The organism is Murimonas intestini (assembly GCF_024622195.1).
In the GTDB taxonomy this organism is placed as follows: Bacteria; Bacillota; Clostridia; order Lachnospirales; family Lachnospiraceae; genus Murimonas; species Murimonas intestini.
Window position 1 is genome coordinate 120,789 of sequence record NZ_JANKBI010000007.1, and the last position, 18,940, is coordinate 139,728.

Below are 18,940 nucleotides of genomic sequence, written 5' to 3' on the forward strand. Positions count from 1 at the left end.
CTCTTTTATATCAATTATACTTGGCGGTTTGGCAGCAGCCTCCTGTACTCATCAGGGCTCACTCCATATTTCTTCTTGAACACCTTTATATAATTTGACACGTCCGCCCAGCCTATATCCTGGGATATCTCATAGACCTTCCTGGACGGGTCCTGCAACAGTTCCAGACTGTGATTCAGCCTTTTTTCAGTTATATAGGTGCTGAAATTACATTCAAATTCATTTTTAAAGATTTTAGAGATATAAGCAGTGCTCTTTCTGACCTTTTCAGCCACATAATCCAGGGATATCCCATTTACCATATATTCCCGGTCCACGATCCCTCTGATACTCTCAGCCAGGTCCCTGGTCTTAGTGCTGCTGCTGTACTGGGCCTGGCATTCTTCCATAAACATGTCAAATACAAACAGCAAAAATGCCTCTTTTTCTTCCAGCTTCTCCCTTTCGAAGACATCTGTATATGTACATCCGTGCTCTTTCATGAGTTTTTCTGCCCGGACATTATACTTAAGCAGCTTCCGCGACACATAGAAAAGTATCTCAAGACTCATCTGGTTGATATAATCATAATTTTCCACCATATGGTTGCGAAAATAACTGAAAGTATTCTGTATCTCCAAAGCGAGATTTCCCCTCTCCTGATTCAGGATATATTTCAGTATTTTCTCCTCGTCAAATGCAAACTGATAGTAGTCAAACTCCGATTCCTGTATCTGCCTGTAAAATATCACTCTCTGCTTCTCTTCCAGAAAAATTCTCTGATAAGCGCTGCATTTAGCCTGTTCATAGCACTGGGGCAGCATCCTGAAATCCGGGTAAAAGCTGCTGATCCCGCAATTCAGTTCAAATCCTGTGCTATCCTGCACCTTGTCCGCCAGTCTTCTGGCGAAATCACGGATGGAGTCCTCCCCGCAGTCCTCGTCTATACGCAGTATTCCTGTTATCTTCTCTTCATAATTTAAAATAAACTGCCCGAAAATAGCTTCTTCTCCTTTCAGACGGTTCAGTTCCTCCAGGGCAGCCATCTGACCCTTATGGTATTTCTTCTTTTCCCTTATGTCCTCCCCCGAGAGATTTATGACCATTACCCCAATGAGGTCTGCCTGAGCCTGATAAAATTCCTGCTCCTCCGCCTCCTCATCATAACCGTACCCCCGGAGCAGTGAATTACACCTTCTTGTGAATTCTGCTTTTTCTTTCATTTCCCGTTCCTGATCCCGTTGGTCAAGGGCTTGTTTCACCTTCTGAAAGAGCTCTGCAAATTCATCCACATCTGTAGGTTTTAAAAGATACTCTGTCACACCGCTCCTTATAGCAGTCTGCAGATACTCAAAATCATTATAGCCGCTCAGGATAATGATCTTGATCTCCGGATGGTAGCGGTTTAGATGCTGCATCAATGCCACTCCATCCATCTTTGGCATCCTGATATCTGACAGCACCAGGTCTACCGGATGCTCTTTTATAAACTCCACTGCCTCTTCCCCGTTGTAACAGACACCTGCCACCTCAAATCCCCACTCATGCCATGGATTGCTGTTTGCTATCCCCTGGGCGATCGCTTTTTCATCTTCCACAATGATTAACTGGTACATTTTTTCTCCTCCCCTTAATTCGTATTTTCACTTTAAAATGAGACAGTTCTCCCATCTGGCCCGCACACCAGCAGCCTGCCAATTCCCATACACGGACCGGATTTCAAAAGCACCACATCGCCGCCTATATCCTGTTTTCTCATAATCACGTTGTAGCTTCTCGTTCCTTTTTGGATCCTCCATCCTTCTGCCTGTTCTATATTCAGCTGCTTCTGCGGTATGGGGGCTTCCACCCGGCATTCCAGGACCTGCAGCGTTTCCTCTCCTTTTGAAAATACAGCTCCCATGACAGTCATACCCTTGCCGGATGTCTCTGCCCTCAGACATTCATTGCTCTTATACTCATTATAATGTTTTGAGAGCCTGCTTTCAATTTTTTTCACACAAGATTTTCCATCGAACCAAATACGTCCGGCAGACTTTCTCCCCGTATACCTGAAAACTGTATCCTCTCTTTCAGCTCTGCCATCTTCCCCAAAATGAAAATACCTCTGATATGCGTGTTCCTCAGAAGACAGGGCTGTATCAATAAGAAAAATCAGCCCTTCCTCCAGTACCAGGATCTTACGGTTCATATAAATATTTTTTCCTCTCTGAAAATACCCCATATGGCCGCCTTCCAGAAGAGTATAGCCGTTCCTTTCTTTTGGGTTTATGCGGATTCCTTCCAGTACAGCGCCTGTCCCCCAGGAATCCAGAAATTCAATACTGCTCTCATCGTCTGCCAGAATCGTATTGTGGGCTCCTGCACTCTTAAACCAAACTCTGTCCTCTCCAAAGACATAATTATACCTCCCGGCATCTGTCAGAACATTTTCCCCGTTCCAGCAGAGGTCCAGATGCAGCCTGTCCTCATGTCCATGTCCGCCTCCCAGCGGACCATTTGAAAAATGAAGGTAATCACTCAATGGACCGCATCCACTGCGCAGAATATCATGTCCGCTTTCTTCTAAAGAATACAAATGCTGCTCTGATCTTTCTGTTCCTATCCGGGCATACTCGGCCACACCCTTCATGCCGAATTCCCAGCCCCCCTCATAATCCATCTGTTCAAAGGCTCCTGATTTGATAAGGCCAGCGCTTTTCTCCCTTCCGGCTTTATAAAGCAGATAGGAGGCATGTGTCATGATGTCCCTCATATCTGTATCGTCGCTGTCTCCGCTTTGCGGCTGGGTATAATCCGGCTTTTGCCAGGCCAGATCTGCCATGGCCATCTTTTCTACCGCATCAGCTATCTCTGCTGCATCCTTTATCTCCCCTGCTGCATCTCCCATCTCTTCCCCCGGCGCTTCTTCTGCCTTTTCCATCTCCCACAGTATATCCAGGTAACAGCTCAGGACTTCATTGTGGTACATGGGTGACTGCTCCCACTGTACCCCGTCAGGCAGGATCTGGCTTACTGCTTCCAGCTTCAGTCTCCTTAACGCCTCTTTACAGTAATCATGATTTCCCAGGGCCTTTCCAATCATATACAGCCCCTGGCTTTCTATCACCCCCCAGTTGCTGGTGATTTTAAATGGTGTAAATGAGTCCAGAAGATATTTTCCGTGCTCCTTAAGACTGTCTGTGTAAGCAGCCATGACTTCTTTTGTTATACTGGGGCTTCCCTGGAAATATCTCATGGCTTTAGTCCAGCAGTTTCCCCTTATGCCTGCTTCAAGAGTTCTCCATGTACTCGCCGCAGCCTCATGTGTTAACGGCGCATTCCTGATCCAGTCCAGGAGAAGCCGCACAAAACAGTCCGCATATTTCTCATCCCCCGTCATATGATATGCCTGGCCAAGACAGATAAAATACCGGTGCCGGTTCATCTGGTATATGAATTCCGGATCATTTCCCGGCATATACTCCCAGTCAACATCACTTTCGAAAGTCACCGGAGCATGAGTCTGCTCCATATCCCAGGGCAGATCAAACAAAAATGTATTTCTGCAGAGCTTATTTGCTGTCTCTATGATATGTGCCGACTCCAACGGCCAGTTCTTCAGCGCCCAGCTGCCGATGGAGCTAAATTCAGTCCGGACATTTACTTGATCAGTACAAATATTTTTTTCATTATGCTTCTTCATCTACTCTGCCTCCAAAAAGTAAGCATTTGAATTTGCATACTTTCCATTCACATCCTGGATCTGCACCCTTATGTAGCCCTCTGTTCCGCTTAACGCAAACCTGGCACAGCTGATTTCTTCTCCCGACAGCGCTGTCTTCTGCGGACAGTTCCTCCCGGCTGTTATGACATATATCCTCTTCACCGGAGAGGTTTCCACGATCAGTTCATCCTTCTCAATATAAAGCCTGTATATCTCCGGTCCCATGGTACTGTAAAAGTTTCCTTTTATTAAAGCCTCCATGATTGCCCCATGAGTCAGTTCCCGTGCTTTCACCATTATACAGCCCCCAAAAGAATCACAGAGAGGATCTCCAAACGGATACTGGTTATGATTGTCATCCGTGGCAAGGCACCTTAGCCCCATACCGCAGCGCAGCATTTCATCATAAGCCTGAGGATGATATCCATACATGCCATCCAGCTCACACCCATGATTATATATCTCCATTCCCCAAAGATGACGCAGGTCTTTATAATCCTCATAAGTCTGCATAGACCAGTATGGATGGTTATAGCACGCCAAAAAACCGGAATCCTTCATTCTTTCCAGATAGGCATTTATTCCCTCTTTGTCCTGATAACACACCTTGGGAAGCAGATTTTCAAGCTCATCTTCTGTGCGGCACTGGGGGCGGGTATCATAGAAGTTGATGTGGTACGTCTTATCTTCCGGCAGCAGCCTGTCTTTACTGCGCTCATTCAGGCTTACTTCCAGAGCCGGAAGCGTGATAAATTCCCCGTCATCCAGTTCCTGATGATTTCTGTATATTTCGTGGTCTGTAAATGCCAGAATCTGATATCCTCTCTCTTTATATGCTCTTTTACTCTGCTCCGGTGTCATTATACCGTCCGATACTATTGTGTGGCTGTGAAGATTTCCTTTGTAAAACTTCCCTGCTTCAGGCAATAACTCTTTATCTCTCATTTTCTTCTCTCCTTTTGTATGTAATGCAAAGATTTCCTTGTAAGAATTCCATAGCTGTTACAGTATAAGACAATATTCCTGAAATGCCTCAAGCTGTACTTCCCGCTCCGAACCATTGGCATGAACCATCAGACGTCTGCTCTTTTTCGGAAAGAATTCTATCCTTTTCACCTGTCCCTGTTCCCAGTTAAAATTTATAGAAAGCCTTCCCTTCAGGCACAGCCCGCTTACGGCTCCCTGATGCCACTGTATTGGAAGTGCAGGAAGCATATACAGCATTTCACCCTCTTCTATTACTAATGCCTCCATAAGCGCTGCGCAAAAACCAAAGTTTCCGTCGATCTGAAAAGGCGGATGCATATCCCAGAGATTATCTGCCACACTTTTCTTTAGAAAAAGCCTGAGATGCTCCCCGAATGCTTCCCCGTCAAACAGCCTTGCATAAAAACACATGATCCATATTCTGCTCCATCCTGTATGCCCCCCTCCGTGCTCCAGCCGGTATTCCAGGGTCTTTCTGGCCCCCTCCGATAACTCCTGATTCCCGGGGCTTATTTCATGTCCGGGATACAGACCGTAGAGCTGGGAAATATGGCGGTGGCCCGGTTCTGTCTCTTCATACTCCTCTTCCCATTCCAGTATCCTGCCGTCCCTTCCAAAACGGATTCCAGGCACATGCTCCAGGATCCCGGCAGCCTTGCAGGCCGCATCCTGCTCTCTCTCTGTTATTTTCTCCGTAGTCAGCTTACGTTTTACTGCCTCCAGATAATCGCCTGCAGCCTCCCGGAGGATCTGACAGTCCATGGAAGGCCCCATGGTGACTGCAGCTTCCTGCCCATCAGCCGTCCTGTAAGTATTTTCAGGAGACACAGAAGGGCCTGTCAGCCATCTTCCATCCTCACGTCTTTCAAGATAGTCATAGAAAAATTCTACTGTCTCCATCAGCATAGGAAGAACTGTCTTCTCTAATAATTCCTCTTCCTCATTATACAAATAAATATCATAAAGCTGTGCCGCCAGCCATGCTCCGCCCATTGGCCAGATACATGCAGAAGACCACAGTCCGTCAATGGCCGTATCTCCCCAGAGATTCGTATTATGATGGGCCACAAAACCACGGCAGCCATAGAGCAGCTTAGCTGTCCTTCTCCCATTTGAAAGCATTTTCTCTGCCAGGTTCACCAGCGGAGAGATACATTCCGATAAGCCTGCCCTGGCTGCCATCCAATAATTCATCTGCAGATTAATGTTTATAGTATAGGCACATTCCCAGGGAGGTATAAAGCTTCCGTTCCAGATTCCCTGCAGGTTCGCCGGAAGGGCACAATAATAAGAACTGGACAGGAGCAGATACCTTCCATAGGCAAACAGAAGCTCTGAAAGTTCAGCCGTGCTTCCATTTCGTAAAAGTTCATCCGCCGGAAGCTCCTGCCTTTTTTCATCCATGTTTAAAGAAAGTGACATTTTATTATATAAGGAGCGGTACTCTTTTTCATGCTTCAGTTTCTTTTCCTCATAAGTAAGAGATCCGGCCCTTTTCAGATTATCCTTACATTTTTCCATAGGATCACCGCCCTCATAATCTGTGGCGGCGGTGACATAAATAACTGCACTGGAAGCTCCATCCACTGCTGCAATATCTCCTGCCTCAGAAACTTTTCCATCCGTCTCCCCGATCTGTGCAGCCAGCACATAGCGTATACCCGTGCCGCCCGCCAAATACAATATCCCTTCCTCTGTTCTTCCTCCCCTTTCTTCAAAAGGCCGGCGGTTCAGATTCATCTGGAATGACAGCTCCTGCCGGCTGCAGGACAAATGGATGCATATAGTATTTGAAAAAAGATCCGCAAAACACTCTCTTCTAAAAAATGTCTCCCCTGCAAAATACTCCACACTTGACAGAGCTTTATCCAGATCCAGGTCCCTGCGGTAACAGCTGACTTTCCCTTTTTTCCGCCCATACCAGAAAGCCAGCCGCACCTCGCCTGCCGGCTGATAGGGATTAATATATTTAGGAATTCCTGTGAGGCTCATCCTTGCCAGACGCTGTGCCTCCTCTGCAGCTCCCTCCCTCAAAAGTCTCCTTATCTCTCCAAGCGCCTCACTCCCCTGAGGATTTTCCCTTCCTCTCCATTCTCCGTACCAGAGGGATTCCTCATTTATCAGCAGATTCTCCTCGTCTATTCCTCCCTGCTGTGTCATCCCCAGCCTTCCATTTCCCACCGGAAATCCCATCTGCCAATCCGCTGCCGGTTTCGTAAGATAAAAATGATGCCCCATATCATTCTCCTTTGCATCTTTCCCGTTTTCTTTTTACTTCCAGTGTATCATGTGGAGGTGGCTCAGGGTATCTTCAATTTTTTATTTTTAATGGGGATTTTTGTACTAATTCTAATAAAAAAGCATCATCTTAGACATTAAGTAAAAAACGCCCAAAATGATGCCCACTGCCTTTTTATCAAAGCCTTATACTATGTGACTACTGTAATATTTAACGGAATAGCCGCATATCCGTTTATTCATTATACTTTTCATTCATTCCTTTTGATGTTTCAACAGGATATTTTTTATCGTTTTTTATAATCTTGTCCTCCAGTATTTCTTTTAGATCAAGTCCATACATCTGGGCAAACCTGAGGAGAAAAAACAATACATCAGCCAGTTCTTCCCCCACATGTTCTCTCTTGGCCGGAGAGTCAAAGATAGCCCGCATCTGCTCATCAGACTTGAATCTGAAAATATCCAGGAGTTCATTAGCTTCCGTAGATATGCCTATAGCCAGATCTTTAGGATTATGATACTGATCCCAGTCACGAGCCTCACAAAAATCTCTTACCATTTTCATCAATTCCTGTACTGTATAATTTTCCATTATTTTATCCTCTCTCTCAAATAATCGGCCAGTTTCTGATCAACACAATATATATAGCATCCTCTCATTCCTCTTGTCATCAGAGTTCTATACGTGTTTTTTATTATCTCATCTGACAGCTGCTTTGCTTTTTCCGGATCTTCTTTATATAGTTTTTTTATTCCTTTCAGGGATTGATCTGAACGGGCTCGTTTTGTGTAATCTGTTATAATCCTGCCGTTCTCATATCTCATATCCTCGCCAATAATAACACCTACATAATCAAACTCCAGTCCCTGGGAAGTATGTATGCAGCCTGCTTCTGAAACAGAACCTTCATCAATTGCAAATGTTGTAGTATTTTCCAAATTCCAGCTAATCTCAAAATCTCCGATCTTAATATCATGTTCCTCTGTTTTATTCCTGTTAGCCTTCACCCATTCCCAACAGTAACCTGCCAGTATCCTGGCCCGGTTTGATATTCTGTTCTTTTCTATAATGATCTGGCGCATCTCTTCCGGAGAGTCTAAAATTTTTATATCGTAGTCAATTCCTTCCAAGTCGTAATTGGCTGTTTCCTGGATTTCCAGCACGTCATCCAGCCAAGCTAAATAACCATCCGACCCATTACACCTGAATTGTAAAACAAGTTTTTGTTCGTAGATCTGTGCCCCTTCTTCCCTGGCCCATTTTCGGATTTCCTCAACGCTTCCGATATCGCTTAGAGTAACACGCTGGTTTTCATCTATAAAAAATACGCTGCACTTAGCTGCACGAATAATTTCTTTAATCTGGTTCTCACCCTTATTATGAAACATTCCTGATTTTTGATTCAATCGGTGCGCCTCATCTACCAAGAGAGTATCCACAGTATTTTCCCGGGCGTCTACATACACACCCGAACCCTTAAACAAATTATCCACACTTGCCTTCTTTACAGATCCCTTTAATTTTTTCTGGTAGACGTTTCTGGGAGCACTGTTTTTAGAAACATACTGGCAATACTGGCTTTCACAAGTCAATTGGGCCAGCAGATTAACAGCCACTACCGTTTTTCCTGTTCCCGGTCCTCCCTTTACGATCATCACACGCTTCTTCCCGTCATGCTGTGACTGCTTGGATATATACAGGATCTCTTCGTAAACTACTTTCTGGTCATCAAGCATTACAAATTCTCGGTTTCCTTTCAGCATCTTTGCTATGGAATCCTGAAGACTTTTTGATGGCCTGATTTTCCCCTGGTCAATATCGTAAATCAACTGCCTGTCATCGCCTCTGACAATATCTTTCTTTATAAATCCCCGTAAATCCTTTACCTGACCGCGTGTAAATGCAGGGGCATCATCCAGATACTCTTTATATTGTAAAGCATCAATGACATCAGGTTCATGACGCCTGTAATTATGTAAATACGAACAAGGGTGCAGACAAATATTGTGAAGCTGAACCGACTGATTATAGTCCTGGATCATTGTTGCATAAGACCAGGCCTGGTATGAAGGATGAACTACATTCCTCATTGCATTTCCAGTATATGTCCTGACAAGAGCATCCCGGCTTTCTACAGCTTCCAGATGATCCCACTGTTTTAACTCAATGATGATAACATTTCCCTGGTTCTGCCTGTCATATCCTGAAATCAAAAAATCCACTCTCTTTGAGGTCTGAGGAATGTTGTATTCAATAGCCACACCAGCATCGGAGGGTATCTCCATGTCATTCAAAACCTTATACATGTATTCTAATGAATTTTCCCATGCACGGAACTCATTTATTGCTGTACGGCGGTTCATTTTTTTATATATATTTTCCTCAATTTCAACGGCAATCGTATCTTCTTCCACACTCTTTAAAAAGTCTGTCTTTATTCCATCGTATATAATCATTTTTCTGTCCAGTCTTTAAATTTATATCATATTTTATAGTTATTCATTTTTATGATAATACAGTTTTCTATATCTTACCACAGAATTACTTATTCCATCAAGTATACTAAAATGCAGCTGTCAGGTTAATTGCCTCCATACAGCCACCCTTTTAATCGCAATAAATTAATACTGGCACCATCCCAGGTATTTTGCAGTAAAATACCCGAAATGATGCCTATTTATCAATACTATTTAAAAACTGTTCAGTATCTGGCCAGTTACTCTATTTAACACTTTTTCTGTCCGCTATACTATTCCATGTAAACAATCTCTGCCTCTTCTTTTAACTGCGCAAGGCGTTCCTCCATCTTTACATTTGCCTGTTCTCCGTAAATGTCCTCCCTGAGTGCAGCTGCCAGTGCATCTGAAAGCTCCACAGGGCCGTCCGGTACATCCTTCAGATAATAGAGGATATGTACATGATCTCCAAATACATGAGGCTGGCTGTAATCTCCGCTCTTCTGCATATCATCCCCAAAGGCAGCCTCCACAAAAGCTTCCTCCCAGAAAACAGAGTCCTTATGTACCTGATATCCCGTCTCAAGAAAGCTTTCGTCATTAAATGAACTGTCCTCACCATAATCGGCAATCAGGGTTTCAAAAGATTCTCCCTCCTCTAATCGGGCATAGATTTCATCTGTTTTCTCTTTTACCGACTCCAGTTTTGCCTTCTCGTCATCCCCGTCTGCCGTTATCATGATCTGGAGAATGGCCCTGTATCCTGCCGGACGGTACCAGACCTCCTGCCCATTGGCCATTGCTGTCTCAAAGGACTCAACATCATTTTCATATGCCGTTTTACTTTCCTCAACACGCTGTTTATACGCTTCCTGCACTTCTTCATCAGTGATTTCCGGTTCATCCTTCATCAGCCACTGCTCGTATTTTTCTGAGGCCAGCGCATTGCGGTAATAATTCTGCATGTATTCCAGCGTATAGCCGTTTTCCTTCAGATAATTCTGCGCCCGCTCAGAAGCTGTCAGTTCTGTATCTTCCTGATCCCCGCCCGGCTGTGTATCGTAATTTTCATACTGTTCTGACAGATTCTCCCATGAAGCCTGTGCAGCCGCTTCAATAGCTGATTCTTCCTCATCCGATGTGTCATAGCAGCCTTGTGTTGTCATATCCTGTGTCAGCAGACAATCATCCACCAGCTCCTGCAGCGCTGAAGACCTTATGATCTCTGTGGTACTCTCATCAGAGGCTTCAATTCCATACAGAGCCATCCGGCTGCTGAGTGTACTGACCATATTTTCCAGTTCCGTCTGAAGTATCTCCTCGCCGTTCACTGTTGCCGCAGCTCTGTTCTCTTCAGCCGCTGTCTCAAATGCAGGGACAAGCAGCATAGCCAGTGTCAATATACAGCCAAGCATTTTTTTCATCATGTTCACTCCTGTTCCCTATAAAGCCGGATACCCGGCAGAAGGCACTATGCCGCACTGCCGGGTATCTGCTATACTCTTAATTAACCTGTTATTCTGTAATAGTAATTGTGCCTGTCTGGTCACCTACTTCGATAGTATACTCGCCTGCATCCAGAGTGAGTTCCATCTGTACTACGCGCCAGCTTCCGCCTTCAACTGTCATGATCTTTTCTGCAACTACTTCTCCGTTGGCTTTAGCCTGTACAGTAGTAAGACCATCTGCACCGTTATTGCGCAGCAGAGCGTATACGGAGAACGGTTCTCCTGCCTTTGTCTCATTGACAAGTGTAGTCTGAGTAGTCGTAGAAGAACCACTCTCAACTTCTTCTGTAAGCTGTACTGTTGGCAGAATCAGACAAGAATACTTGAAATCAGGATCCTGGCCATAGCTCATGCCAAACTGATAAGTTACAAGCGGGTCACCCCAGTTATTAGGTGATGCATGGTTCTCGTCATCTTCCATTGTAGCCTGTACCATCAGACGGACATAAGGAGATGCACCCTGGTCGCCGGCCAGATCCTTCCACTGGTCGTTGTCGCTTACTTCATCACGTGCAATTTCTTTTGTGATGATTCCGCCCGGTTCTTTTTCACCGAACAGCATATCAACGTAGATCCATGGAGATGTTCCGGTTACAAAACCGCCTTCTGTAGATCCATGGTCAGCTGCCTGGCTGTAGCTGAGATACAGAACAGCGTCTGCATTCTCCAGCGCATAAGCATTAGGTTTAGTAGTATTCATTGTAAGTACGATCGGTTTTCCGATATCCTGTGCGTCCTCAATGAAGAGCTCAGTAGCGTCATCAATCTTTCCATAATCACCAACGATTACGTCTGCTTCTTCCATACTGTCTACTACAGTAGCTCCCATGTCTGCGATATATTTCTTATATCCCTCAAGAGCTGTGGTGCTAGAACCGTCGATGTAGATCTTTGCATCTTTGCTCAGTGGCAGAATGTTATTGTCATTCTTCACTAATACAGCTGATTCTGTCTGAAGCCTCTCTGTCAGCTCCACTTCATAAGGATTGCGGGCTGCGCGCAGTTCTTCGTCATTTGTGATTTCTGTGGGATTTGCTGCCCATTCAGGGCTGGCACAAAGTTCAACAGCTGCATCAACGTCACAATAAGGATTCTCAAACAGACCCTTGTTAAACTTGAACCGAAGGATGCGGGTTGCTGCCTGGTCTACATTAGCTTTCTCCACTTCTCCGCTTTCCAGACCGTCAATGATAGCGCCCGGATAGTTGCCTGAAGGTGAAGACTCCCAATCAGAATAGTCATAGCTTATACTGCCTGAGCCAAACATATCAGTTCCGTTAGCCAGAGCTTCATTATACAGCCAGCCGATAGTCTGCTCACCCAGATCTACGCCCTCTGCTGTGATACCGCTCATACGTCCCGGGTTGTTCGGGCCTCCGCCCAATCCCCACCAGTCAGTGACTACAACGCCGTCAAAGCCAAGTGTATCACGGAGATAACTCATTGTCTCCTTGTCCCATTTTACATCAACAGTATTGGCAATACCAGTACCGCCGCAGTTTGTCATAACCCATTCAGATCCGGCAGACAATGCAGCTTCCCAGCCAACCATCCAGTTGTCGAAGTTCTGAGCTACAGAACGTGCTTTTCCAAAAGAAGAATCTCCGCCACGTCCGATCCAGTGCTTTGTACAGGAAGCCAGGCCGTTCTCTTCCAGGCCGCGGATCTCCTCGTGTACGATGCTGGCGATATGTTCAGGATTCTCTCCGTACTGTGCCCCGATTTCATTTGCATATGGCTCGAATGTAACATGAATGCCTACTGCTCTCATGGCCTTGCCATAATAGGAAGCCAGTTCATAAGCTAATTCCGGGTCATTGGCAGTTCCAAAACCTTCGTGTGATTTGTCAATGTATCCGCCAAACGCATTGTACTCACGGTCAGAGGTAAATACCATCGGCACGCCAAGACGCTCAGCCTCAGCACTTGCCTGCAGATTGTTCAGGGTATTTGTAATAGTGATAGGCGTCCCGTTCAGATTGAACAGCTGGCAGGTCAGATTATATTCCTGCACCATATGACGCGCATCCACCAACTGTGTGTTTACACAGAAAAGCAGACCCACTTCTTCTTCAGCATTCATCTGGCTGATCAGATCCGCAACACGCGTGTCGGTATCCTGGCGATAGTCTTCATAGACGTCCAGCTCACCGTTCTTATTCATGTCCTTAAATTTCAAGCCGTCTGCCTCAATGATCGGTGTAACTCCTTCCATATAAGTCAATTTGGCCTGACCTGTAGATTCATCAGCTTCAATTACTGAAAATTCGCAATTTCCCTGCAGGAATTCTTCCTCAGCTGCTGCTGCTTCAGATTCAGCTTCAGACTGGGCTGCCGATTCGGCCTGAGCCGCCTCATCCATAGTCTCTGCTGTCTCCGCAGCTGGCTGTTCTTCTGCCGCGTAAACGCCTGTCACACAGGTAAACGGCATCATAAGTGCTAATGCAGTGGATAATACTTTTTTCTTCATGTAAATCCCCTTTCCCTCTTTTAGATTTTTTGTAACTGTTCAGTAAATGCACAGACCTTCTGAATAGTTACGATTTTTTGGATTAATTACAACATTATATTGTGCTTTCCACACAGAAACCTCCTCTCTTATAAATTGTATTCGTCATATAAGCGTATTCACAGCTGCTTTCCAGCTGTATCAAGCATACCACAAAGCCAATGTTAATAAATTGTAAATTTAGACACCGAAGTCATGAACAATACGTCAATGGCGTATGCGTTTGTAAAATAGTACACCAATATATAGAAAATCACGTACTTTAATACATAAAGACACAGCAGAATGACTAAAATTTACCATTTTTTCAGAGAACCGGTAACAGCCAAAACGGAGCGCAGACCTGCTTTGGGGAGTTAGCTTATGGCAGAAACAAAACCCGGCAGGCAATACCTGACGGGTTTTGTATTTGATTTTTACAGAAAGCCTGGCTTATTCCGCCAGAGTCACTGAACCCCACTCGCTGGGATCTGTATTAATATTCTGTGTACCGCTCCAAGCCAGCTGAGGAATATATTCTGTACCCGGACACGGATAGCTGATGTCAGTAATAGCAAAGTTACAGGAAAGCGTATCGCCTGCCTTTGGAGCATATACTTCTATCTTGTCATTTGAAAAACAGCTCCAGGGAATCACTGCTTCCCAGATAAAGCCTGTAGCTGTCATACTTACTGCACACTCATATCCTTCCAGCACGCTCTCTCCGCCGTCCATACCCATGCTGACAAAACGCTGGCGGGCTTCCTTCGGTACCATAGAGCGGTCAATAGCTGTATCCCAGAATCCCTCATCCATTATAAAGTATACCAGGAAATCGTTTGTACCATACTCTGTACGCTCAGGATCTGCTGTCGGATCAGTGGATATGTAAAGCTTCAGGTTATCCTCCCCGTCGATGGGCAGCATCTCAATAGCACCCAGAGGGGTATCCTCAGTCACATCGGCTGCCATATAGAGGTTTTCTTCATCCCAGGCCAGGTAGTATTTTGCTGAACAGTCATTCTCTCCCTGCCAGAACACTGCATCCCTGATAATCTGCTCGGGATCCTTTACTACAGCAGGCGATTCCAGATTCCATTCATCCAGCTTGCCGTCAATAGTTACTTCTTCCGCCTTATAAGCTGTGATTTCAGGGCGGGATGCTTCCTCCGCCTGTACGGGGAGTGCAAATGTCAGTGCTGCCAGTGCACTGACGGACAGAGTTAATATCTTCTTCATAATGTTATACTCCTTTCATCAGCAGAGCATTATTCTGCCTGTTGTCTTGTTGTTATTATATTATCATAAAAAGCTCAATAAATATCAAGATAATCTTGCACATGAGTCTGGAAAATCCAACACGGCGTTACTATATGGAGCAATGGCTGCGAACAGTAATAGCCCGTCATCACTCCACATAGTTAAAGTCTATACCCTCTTCAGCCGTCATAGGCACATCCAGTGTATTTGCAGTCCACAGGCTCCCGTTCATTGTACCCAGCGCCTCTGCACTGTCGACGCCGCTGCCGGTAATCGTGTTCCCGATAAATCTGCTGCCTGCTATATCCCGAAGATAAAGCCCGCATGCCTCGTTGTCCTCAAAGGTGTTATCCAGGATTTCGAATGCCACATCGCCATAGCACATGACGCCCACCCAGTTTTTCCTCACCTGATTTCCGGAAAGAACCGTCGGTGTCCAGTCCAGGCGGATGCCGCATACAGTACAGCCCTCAGCTATACAGCCCGTCATCGCCACATCATTTTCCTTCTGCAGGTTATAGCCGTTCTCACAGTCCAGGGCCACACAATTCCACAATGCGTTTCGGCTTCCTCCCGCCATGAAATAGCCCTGCCCCGTTCCGCTGACTGTACATCCGGTCATTACACTGTCCTCCACATGGGAGAAGAAGAGTCCCTGGTCACAGTCTTTAGCTTCACAGTCAATAAGTGCGAAATTCCTGCAGGCCCGGATATCCAATCCATGATTGGTGCCCTCTGTACTGCAGGCGCGCAGCGTACCGCCCTCACACTTTGCCACATAAATGCCAAACACACCGCAGCGGTCCGCCTTACAATTTTCTATGGTGACGCTGTCATTGTAGGTCAGCACCATCCCCATGCTGCCATCTGAGACATCGGCATTTTTCACAATGACTTCCTTGCAGCCGCAGCAGATAACCTCTCCTGCATCCTCGGGCACATTCACCGTATCCTGGGATACTGCATAAAATAACGGTTTACCGTTGACCGTACAATTTTCTATGGTATGACTGGTAAAATAAGCCTCATCCTCTCCCACCTCAAACAGGCCGGTCAGTACCGGCAGCTCCCGGCTGCGCTCCGACAGAGGAGGTCCGGCAAGCGAAATGCCGCAGCCTTCAAAGGTACAGTTTAAAACCTTCATCCGGTAAATACCTCCGCACCACATGCCGCAGGAAGATGTACGCCACTCTTCATCTGCCAGGCTGATCCGGCAGTCCGTAAGCGTCATATCATCACCTATGGCATAGATCCCGGTCCGGCGCATCCTGATATCCAGTCCCTGCAGATTAACACCTGCAGCCTCCACCCGTATCGCCGCCTGAAATGCCGGGGCATCTATGACAGGGTGCGCTCCATCCGCCGGGCAGATCGTCACTGTCTTTGTCACCGTCACAGGAAAAACTTCCTCAGGTTCGGCGTAAACGCCGTCTGAAAGCTCGATCACATCGCCGTCAGAGCACTGTGCCAGCGCTTCCGTCAGGCTTAGTCCATCCGGAGACACTGTAATTGTTTCCGCTGAGGCTGGCAATACCCAAATATTAAAAAAGAGAAAAAATAAAAGTATAAGCGTCTTTTTCATGTCATATTTCTCCCATAAATCTCCCGGACAGGATACTTTCCTCCGAGAAAAAAGGAGGCGGGCAATCCCCGCCTCCTGCAAGCCAATCAGTTACAAATGCTGCTAAAATCATTCCACAACAATCGTCTCGCTCATGTCACCTACCGTAATTGTATGCTCTCCGGCTTCAAGTGTAACATCCATAGTAACAACACGGAACTGACCTTCAGCCAGGCCGATAACCTTTTCAGCCGCGACTGTTTCTCCGTCCATCACCTGAACGGTAATCAGCCCTGAACCACCCTTATTCTCTGCCACAAAGCTGATTTCAAAAGGTTCTCCGGCTTTTGGAGATACATTTACAGCAGAAACCTGTGTGCTGGTAGAACCCTCAGAAACCTCTACATCTACAGATTGTGCCATTTTCGGTACTGTCAAAAGGCTAAGCTGGATATCAGCAGGATTGGAATAGCTGATTCCGTAATCAGTAGTCACAATAACATCTCCCAGGTTGTTAGGCATATCAATAGAAGGATTCTGCTTAGCCATCATAGCCATATACAGACGGGTTGCATTGTCCACACCGATGTCATCCTGCAGCTCCCCCCATGAAATAGTCTTGGCGTCACTGTCATAGCCCAGTTCAAATAATGTCTTTCCGGCAGGCTCTTTCTCACCATAAAGCATTTCAACAGTAACAGAAGGTGTCACATAACGGTAGAAGGAACCAACAGAGGAACCATGGTCAGGTGTATTATTATAAGTCTGCATCAGCAGGGCGTTGGCATCCATAAACTGCTGTAATTCAGGCTCAGAAGAATTAGTGCCTTCAAATACAAGCACTACAGGCACGCCTGCATCCTGTGCATCCTCAATCATCAGCTCATATGTATCGTTAAAGCTGCTGACTTCAACAACACATACATCTGCTTCGCCCAGACTTTCCACAACAGCAGCTTTCTCTGCAAAAGCAGCCGTCAGCTTTTCCTTGCCGAGTTCTGAAGTAGAGTCAACAAATACCTTCTGATCTGCACTGAGCGGCAGGATTCCGTCATTTTTAAGAAGAATCGAAGATTCAACCATCAGCTGCTCTTCCATCTCGGTAATCTCCGGACGGCGGAGAGCATTAATATCCTCGTTGTTCATAGGAAGTGTATCTACAGAACCAGCTGCTGCATCTCCTAATACAACAAGAGCCTCTTCCCAATCCCTGTATGGATTTTCGAAAATACCAAGATCAAATTTATTTTTCAGGACACGTGCCACATGTACATCAAGATCTTCTTCCGCATATTTACCGGCTTCAATCTCAGCGATAATGGCATCCGGATGGTAACAGTTAGTCACTGCCTCATCTACATCGTTAATTTCAACTCCTGGAGTCATGCTGTAGCAGCTGAACATATCAATGCCGACGTCCAGAATCAAAGTATATCTTTCTCCAAGAGATAAAGTAGAGATATCTATTCCGTCTGTTGTCACTCCTGTCAGATTCATCACAGAGGAAGCAGACAGCGGCCAGTCAAGGCAGATAATGCCTTTATAACCCAAATCCTCACGCAGAAGTTTATAAGTCTCTTTGTCTGTATAACCCTGCAGGCCCGGTGTACGTCCTTCCGCATTATTTGTCATAACCCACTGAGTACCTGCATCAACAACAGCCTTCCAGCCTATCATCCAGCTGTCTATCAGGTCAGCGGGGGATTTTGCTTTAGCATAGCTGTTACGGCCGCCGCGGGCGATAAAGTGCTTGGAATGGCTGTTAAAACCATTGTCCTCATAGGCTTTTGTTTCCAGGGCTGACATCTTTGCGATATACTCCGGATCGTCGCCATAGAAGGAGCCAATCTCATTTCCATATCCGTGGAACACCTGATGATACCCCAGCGCCACTGACTCTTTGGCATACTCGCTGTACAGATTGTAGAGCAGATCTTCGTCACGGGCTACGCCGAAAGAGTAATGCGCAGCATCAATCATACCGCCCCAGGTATTATATGTACGGTCTCCGGAGAATACTACCGGGATTCCCAGTTCGGTGTCTTCTGCAATGGACTGGATCTTATTCAGCACATCCAGCTGGTCTTTTGGCATTCCAGTCATGGCGGCAATCATAGTAGTCTCATACATATTTTTGATCTGGTACGCCACAGGCGCATATACCACACCGTCTACAGTAATGTAGCTATCCGTGTCGTTATTCATCTGCTCACTGTCCGGCTTGATAAATGAAACCCCCGTCTGTCCGGTAGACAGATCATCAGATGAGAAGTCCGTCACGGTAATGCCGTTCTTGCCTCCAATACCTCCGAATGATAAAGTACCTGTCTTTTGCTGGAGACTCATCTTAGTCAGCAGATCGGCTGTACGTTCCTCTGAGTTCAGACGCCAGTCTTCGTAAGCATCCAGTTCACCATTTCCATTCATGTCTTTGAACCATTCTCCATCCACCTCAATAAACTTATCGGCGGACGCAGCGCTCAGACGCGGACGCTCATTCTCAGCTTCAATGTAAAAAAAGCCGGATGCGCTCTCCTTGATTGCCGAATCCTCGGCAAAGGCAGTCTGCCCCACCCCAGTCATTAATAAAGCGGGTACGAGCATCAAAGATAATTTAGGTCTTCTTTTCATATCCATTACTCCTTCCTTACTGCAGAAATCAAACTTTCTACATTAATAAATATACTTACATTGTACAAAAATAAAAACATAAGAAATATAAAAATCAAATGCTCAGTTCATGATTTTTGGAACCA

11 protein-coding genes are annotated in these 18,940 nt (G+C 45.8%); all 11 read right to left on the reverse strand.

All coding sequences use genetic code 11. From position 1 onward, the window contains the following. Positions 1 to 14: 14 nt before the first annotated feature. The 11 genes from NSB28_RS12345 to NSB28_RS12395 all read right to left on the reverse strand — a co-directional run bounded on the left by NSB28_RS12345 (position 15) and on the right by NSB28_RS12395 (position 18,815). Positions 15 to 1,595: a response regulator transcription factor gene (locus NSB28_RS12345; RefSeq protein WP_109626849.1), complete on the reverse strand. Its 1,581-nt coding sequence runs from the start codon at positions 1,593 to 1,595 to the stop codon at positions 15 to 17. A gap of 32 nt (positions 1,596 to 1,627) precedes the next feature. Next, on the reverse strand, positions 1,628 to 3,664 hold the full coding sequence (locus NSB28_RS12350; RefSeq protein ID WP_109626851.1) for an alginate lyase family protein: 2,037 nt from the start codon (positions 3,662 to 3,664) through the stop codon (positions 1,628 to 1,630). Beyond that, entirely contained in the window at positions 3,665 to 4,630 is a 966-nt protein-coding gene (locus tag NSB28_RS12355) for a PHP domain-containing protein (protein WP_109626854.1), read from the reverse strand. Between the two features lie 57 nt (positions 4,631 to 4,687). Continuing rightward, on the reverse strand, positions 4,688 to 6,910 hold the full coding sequence (locus tag NSB28_RS12360; RefSeq protein ID WP_109626856.1) for a glycoside hydrolase family 95 protein: 2,223 nt from the start codon (positions 6,908 to 6,910) through the stop codon (positions 4,688 to 4,690). 235 nt (positions 6,911 to 7,145) lie between these two features. After that, positions 7,146 to 7,502 (reverse strand): nucleotide pyrophosphohydrolase, encoded by a 357-nt coding sequence (locus NSB28_RS12365; protein WP_109626858.1) that lies wholly within the window; start codon positions 7,500 to 7,502, stop codon positions 7,146 to 7,148. Beyond that, a complete protein-coding gene (locus NSB28_RS12370) occupies positions 7,502 to 9,367 on the reverse strand; it encodes a DUF2075 domain-containing protein (RefSeq protein WP_109626860.1) in 1,866 nt (621 codons plus the stop codon). The genes NSB28_RS12365 and NSB28_RS12370 overlap by 1 nt, the downstream gene beginning before the upstream one ends. A gap of 293 nt (positions 9,368 to 9,660) precedes the next feature. After that, positions 9,661 to 10,794, reverse strand: a complete 1,134-nt coding sequence (locus NSB28_RS12375; protein WP_109626862.1) for a peptidylprolyl isomerase — start codon at positions 10,792 to 10,794, stop codon at positions 9,661 to 9,663. 88 nt (positions 10,795 to 10,882) lie between these two features. Next, positions 10,883 to 13,345 carry a glycoside hydrolase family 3 N-terminal domain-containing protein gene (locus tag NSB28_RS12380; protein ID WP_109626864.1) on the reverse strand — a complete coding sequence of 821 codons (2,463 nt, stop codon included), beginning with the start codon at positions 13,343 to 13,345 and terminating at the stop codon, positions 10,883 to 10,885. 471 nt (positions 13,346 to 13,816) lie between these two features. Beyond that, positions 13,817 to 14,602, reverse strand: a complete 786-nt coding sequence (locus NSB28_RS12385; RefSeq protein ID WP_109626866.1) for a sugar-binding protein — start codon at positions 14,600 to 14,602, stop codon at positions 13,817 to 13,819. A 169-nt stretch (positions 14,603 to 14,771) separates the two neighbouring features. Beyond that, positions 14,772 to 16,205, reverse strand: coding sequence for a right-handed parallel beta-helix repeat-containing protein (locus NSB28_RS12390; protein ID WP_109626868.1), 1,434 nt, complete (start codon positions 16,203 to 16,205; stop codon positions 14,772 to 14,774). Positions 16,206 to 16,313: 108 nt separating this feature from the next. Next, on the reverse strand, positions 16,314 to 18,815 hold the full coding sequence (locus tag NSB28_RS12395; RefSeq protein WP_257497701.1) for a glycoside hydrolase family 3 N-terminal domain-containing protein: 2,502 nt from the start codon (positions 18,813 to 18,815) through the stop codon (positions 16,314 to 16,316). Positions 18,816 to 18,940: the final 125 nt, after the last annotated feature.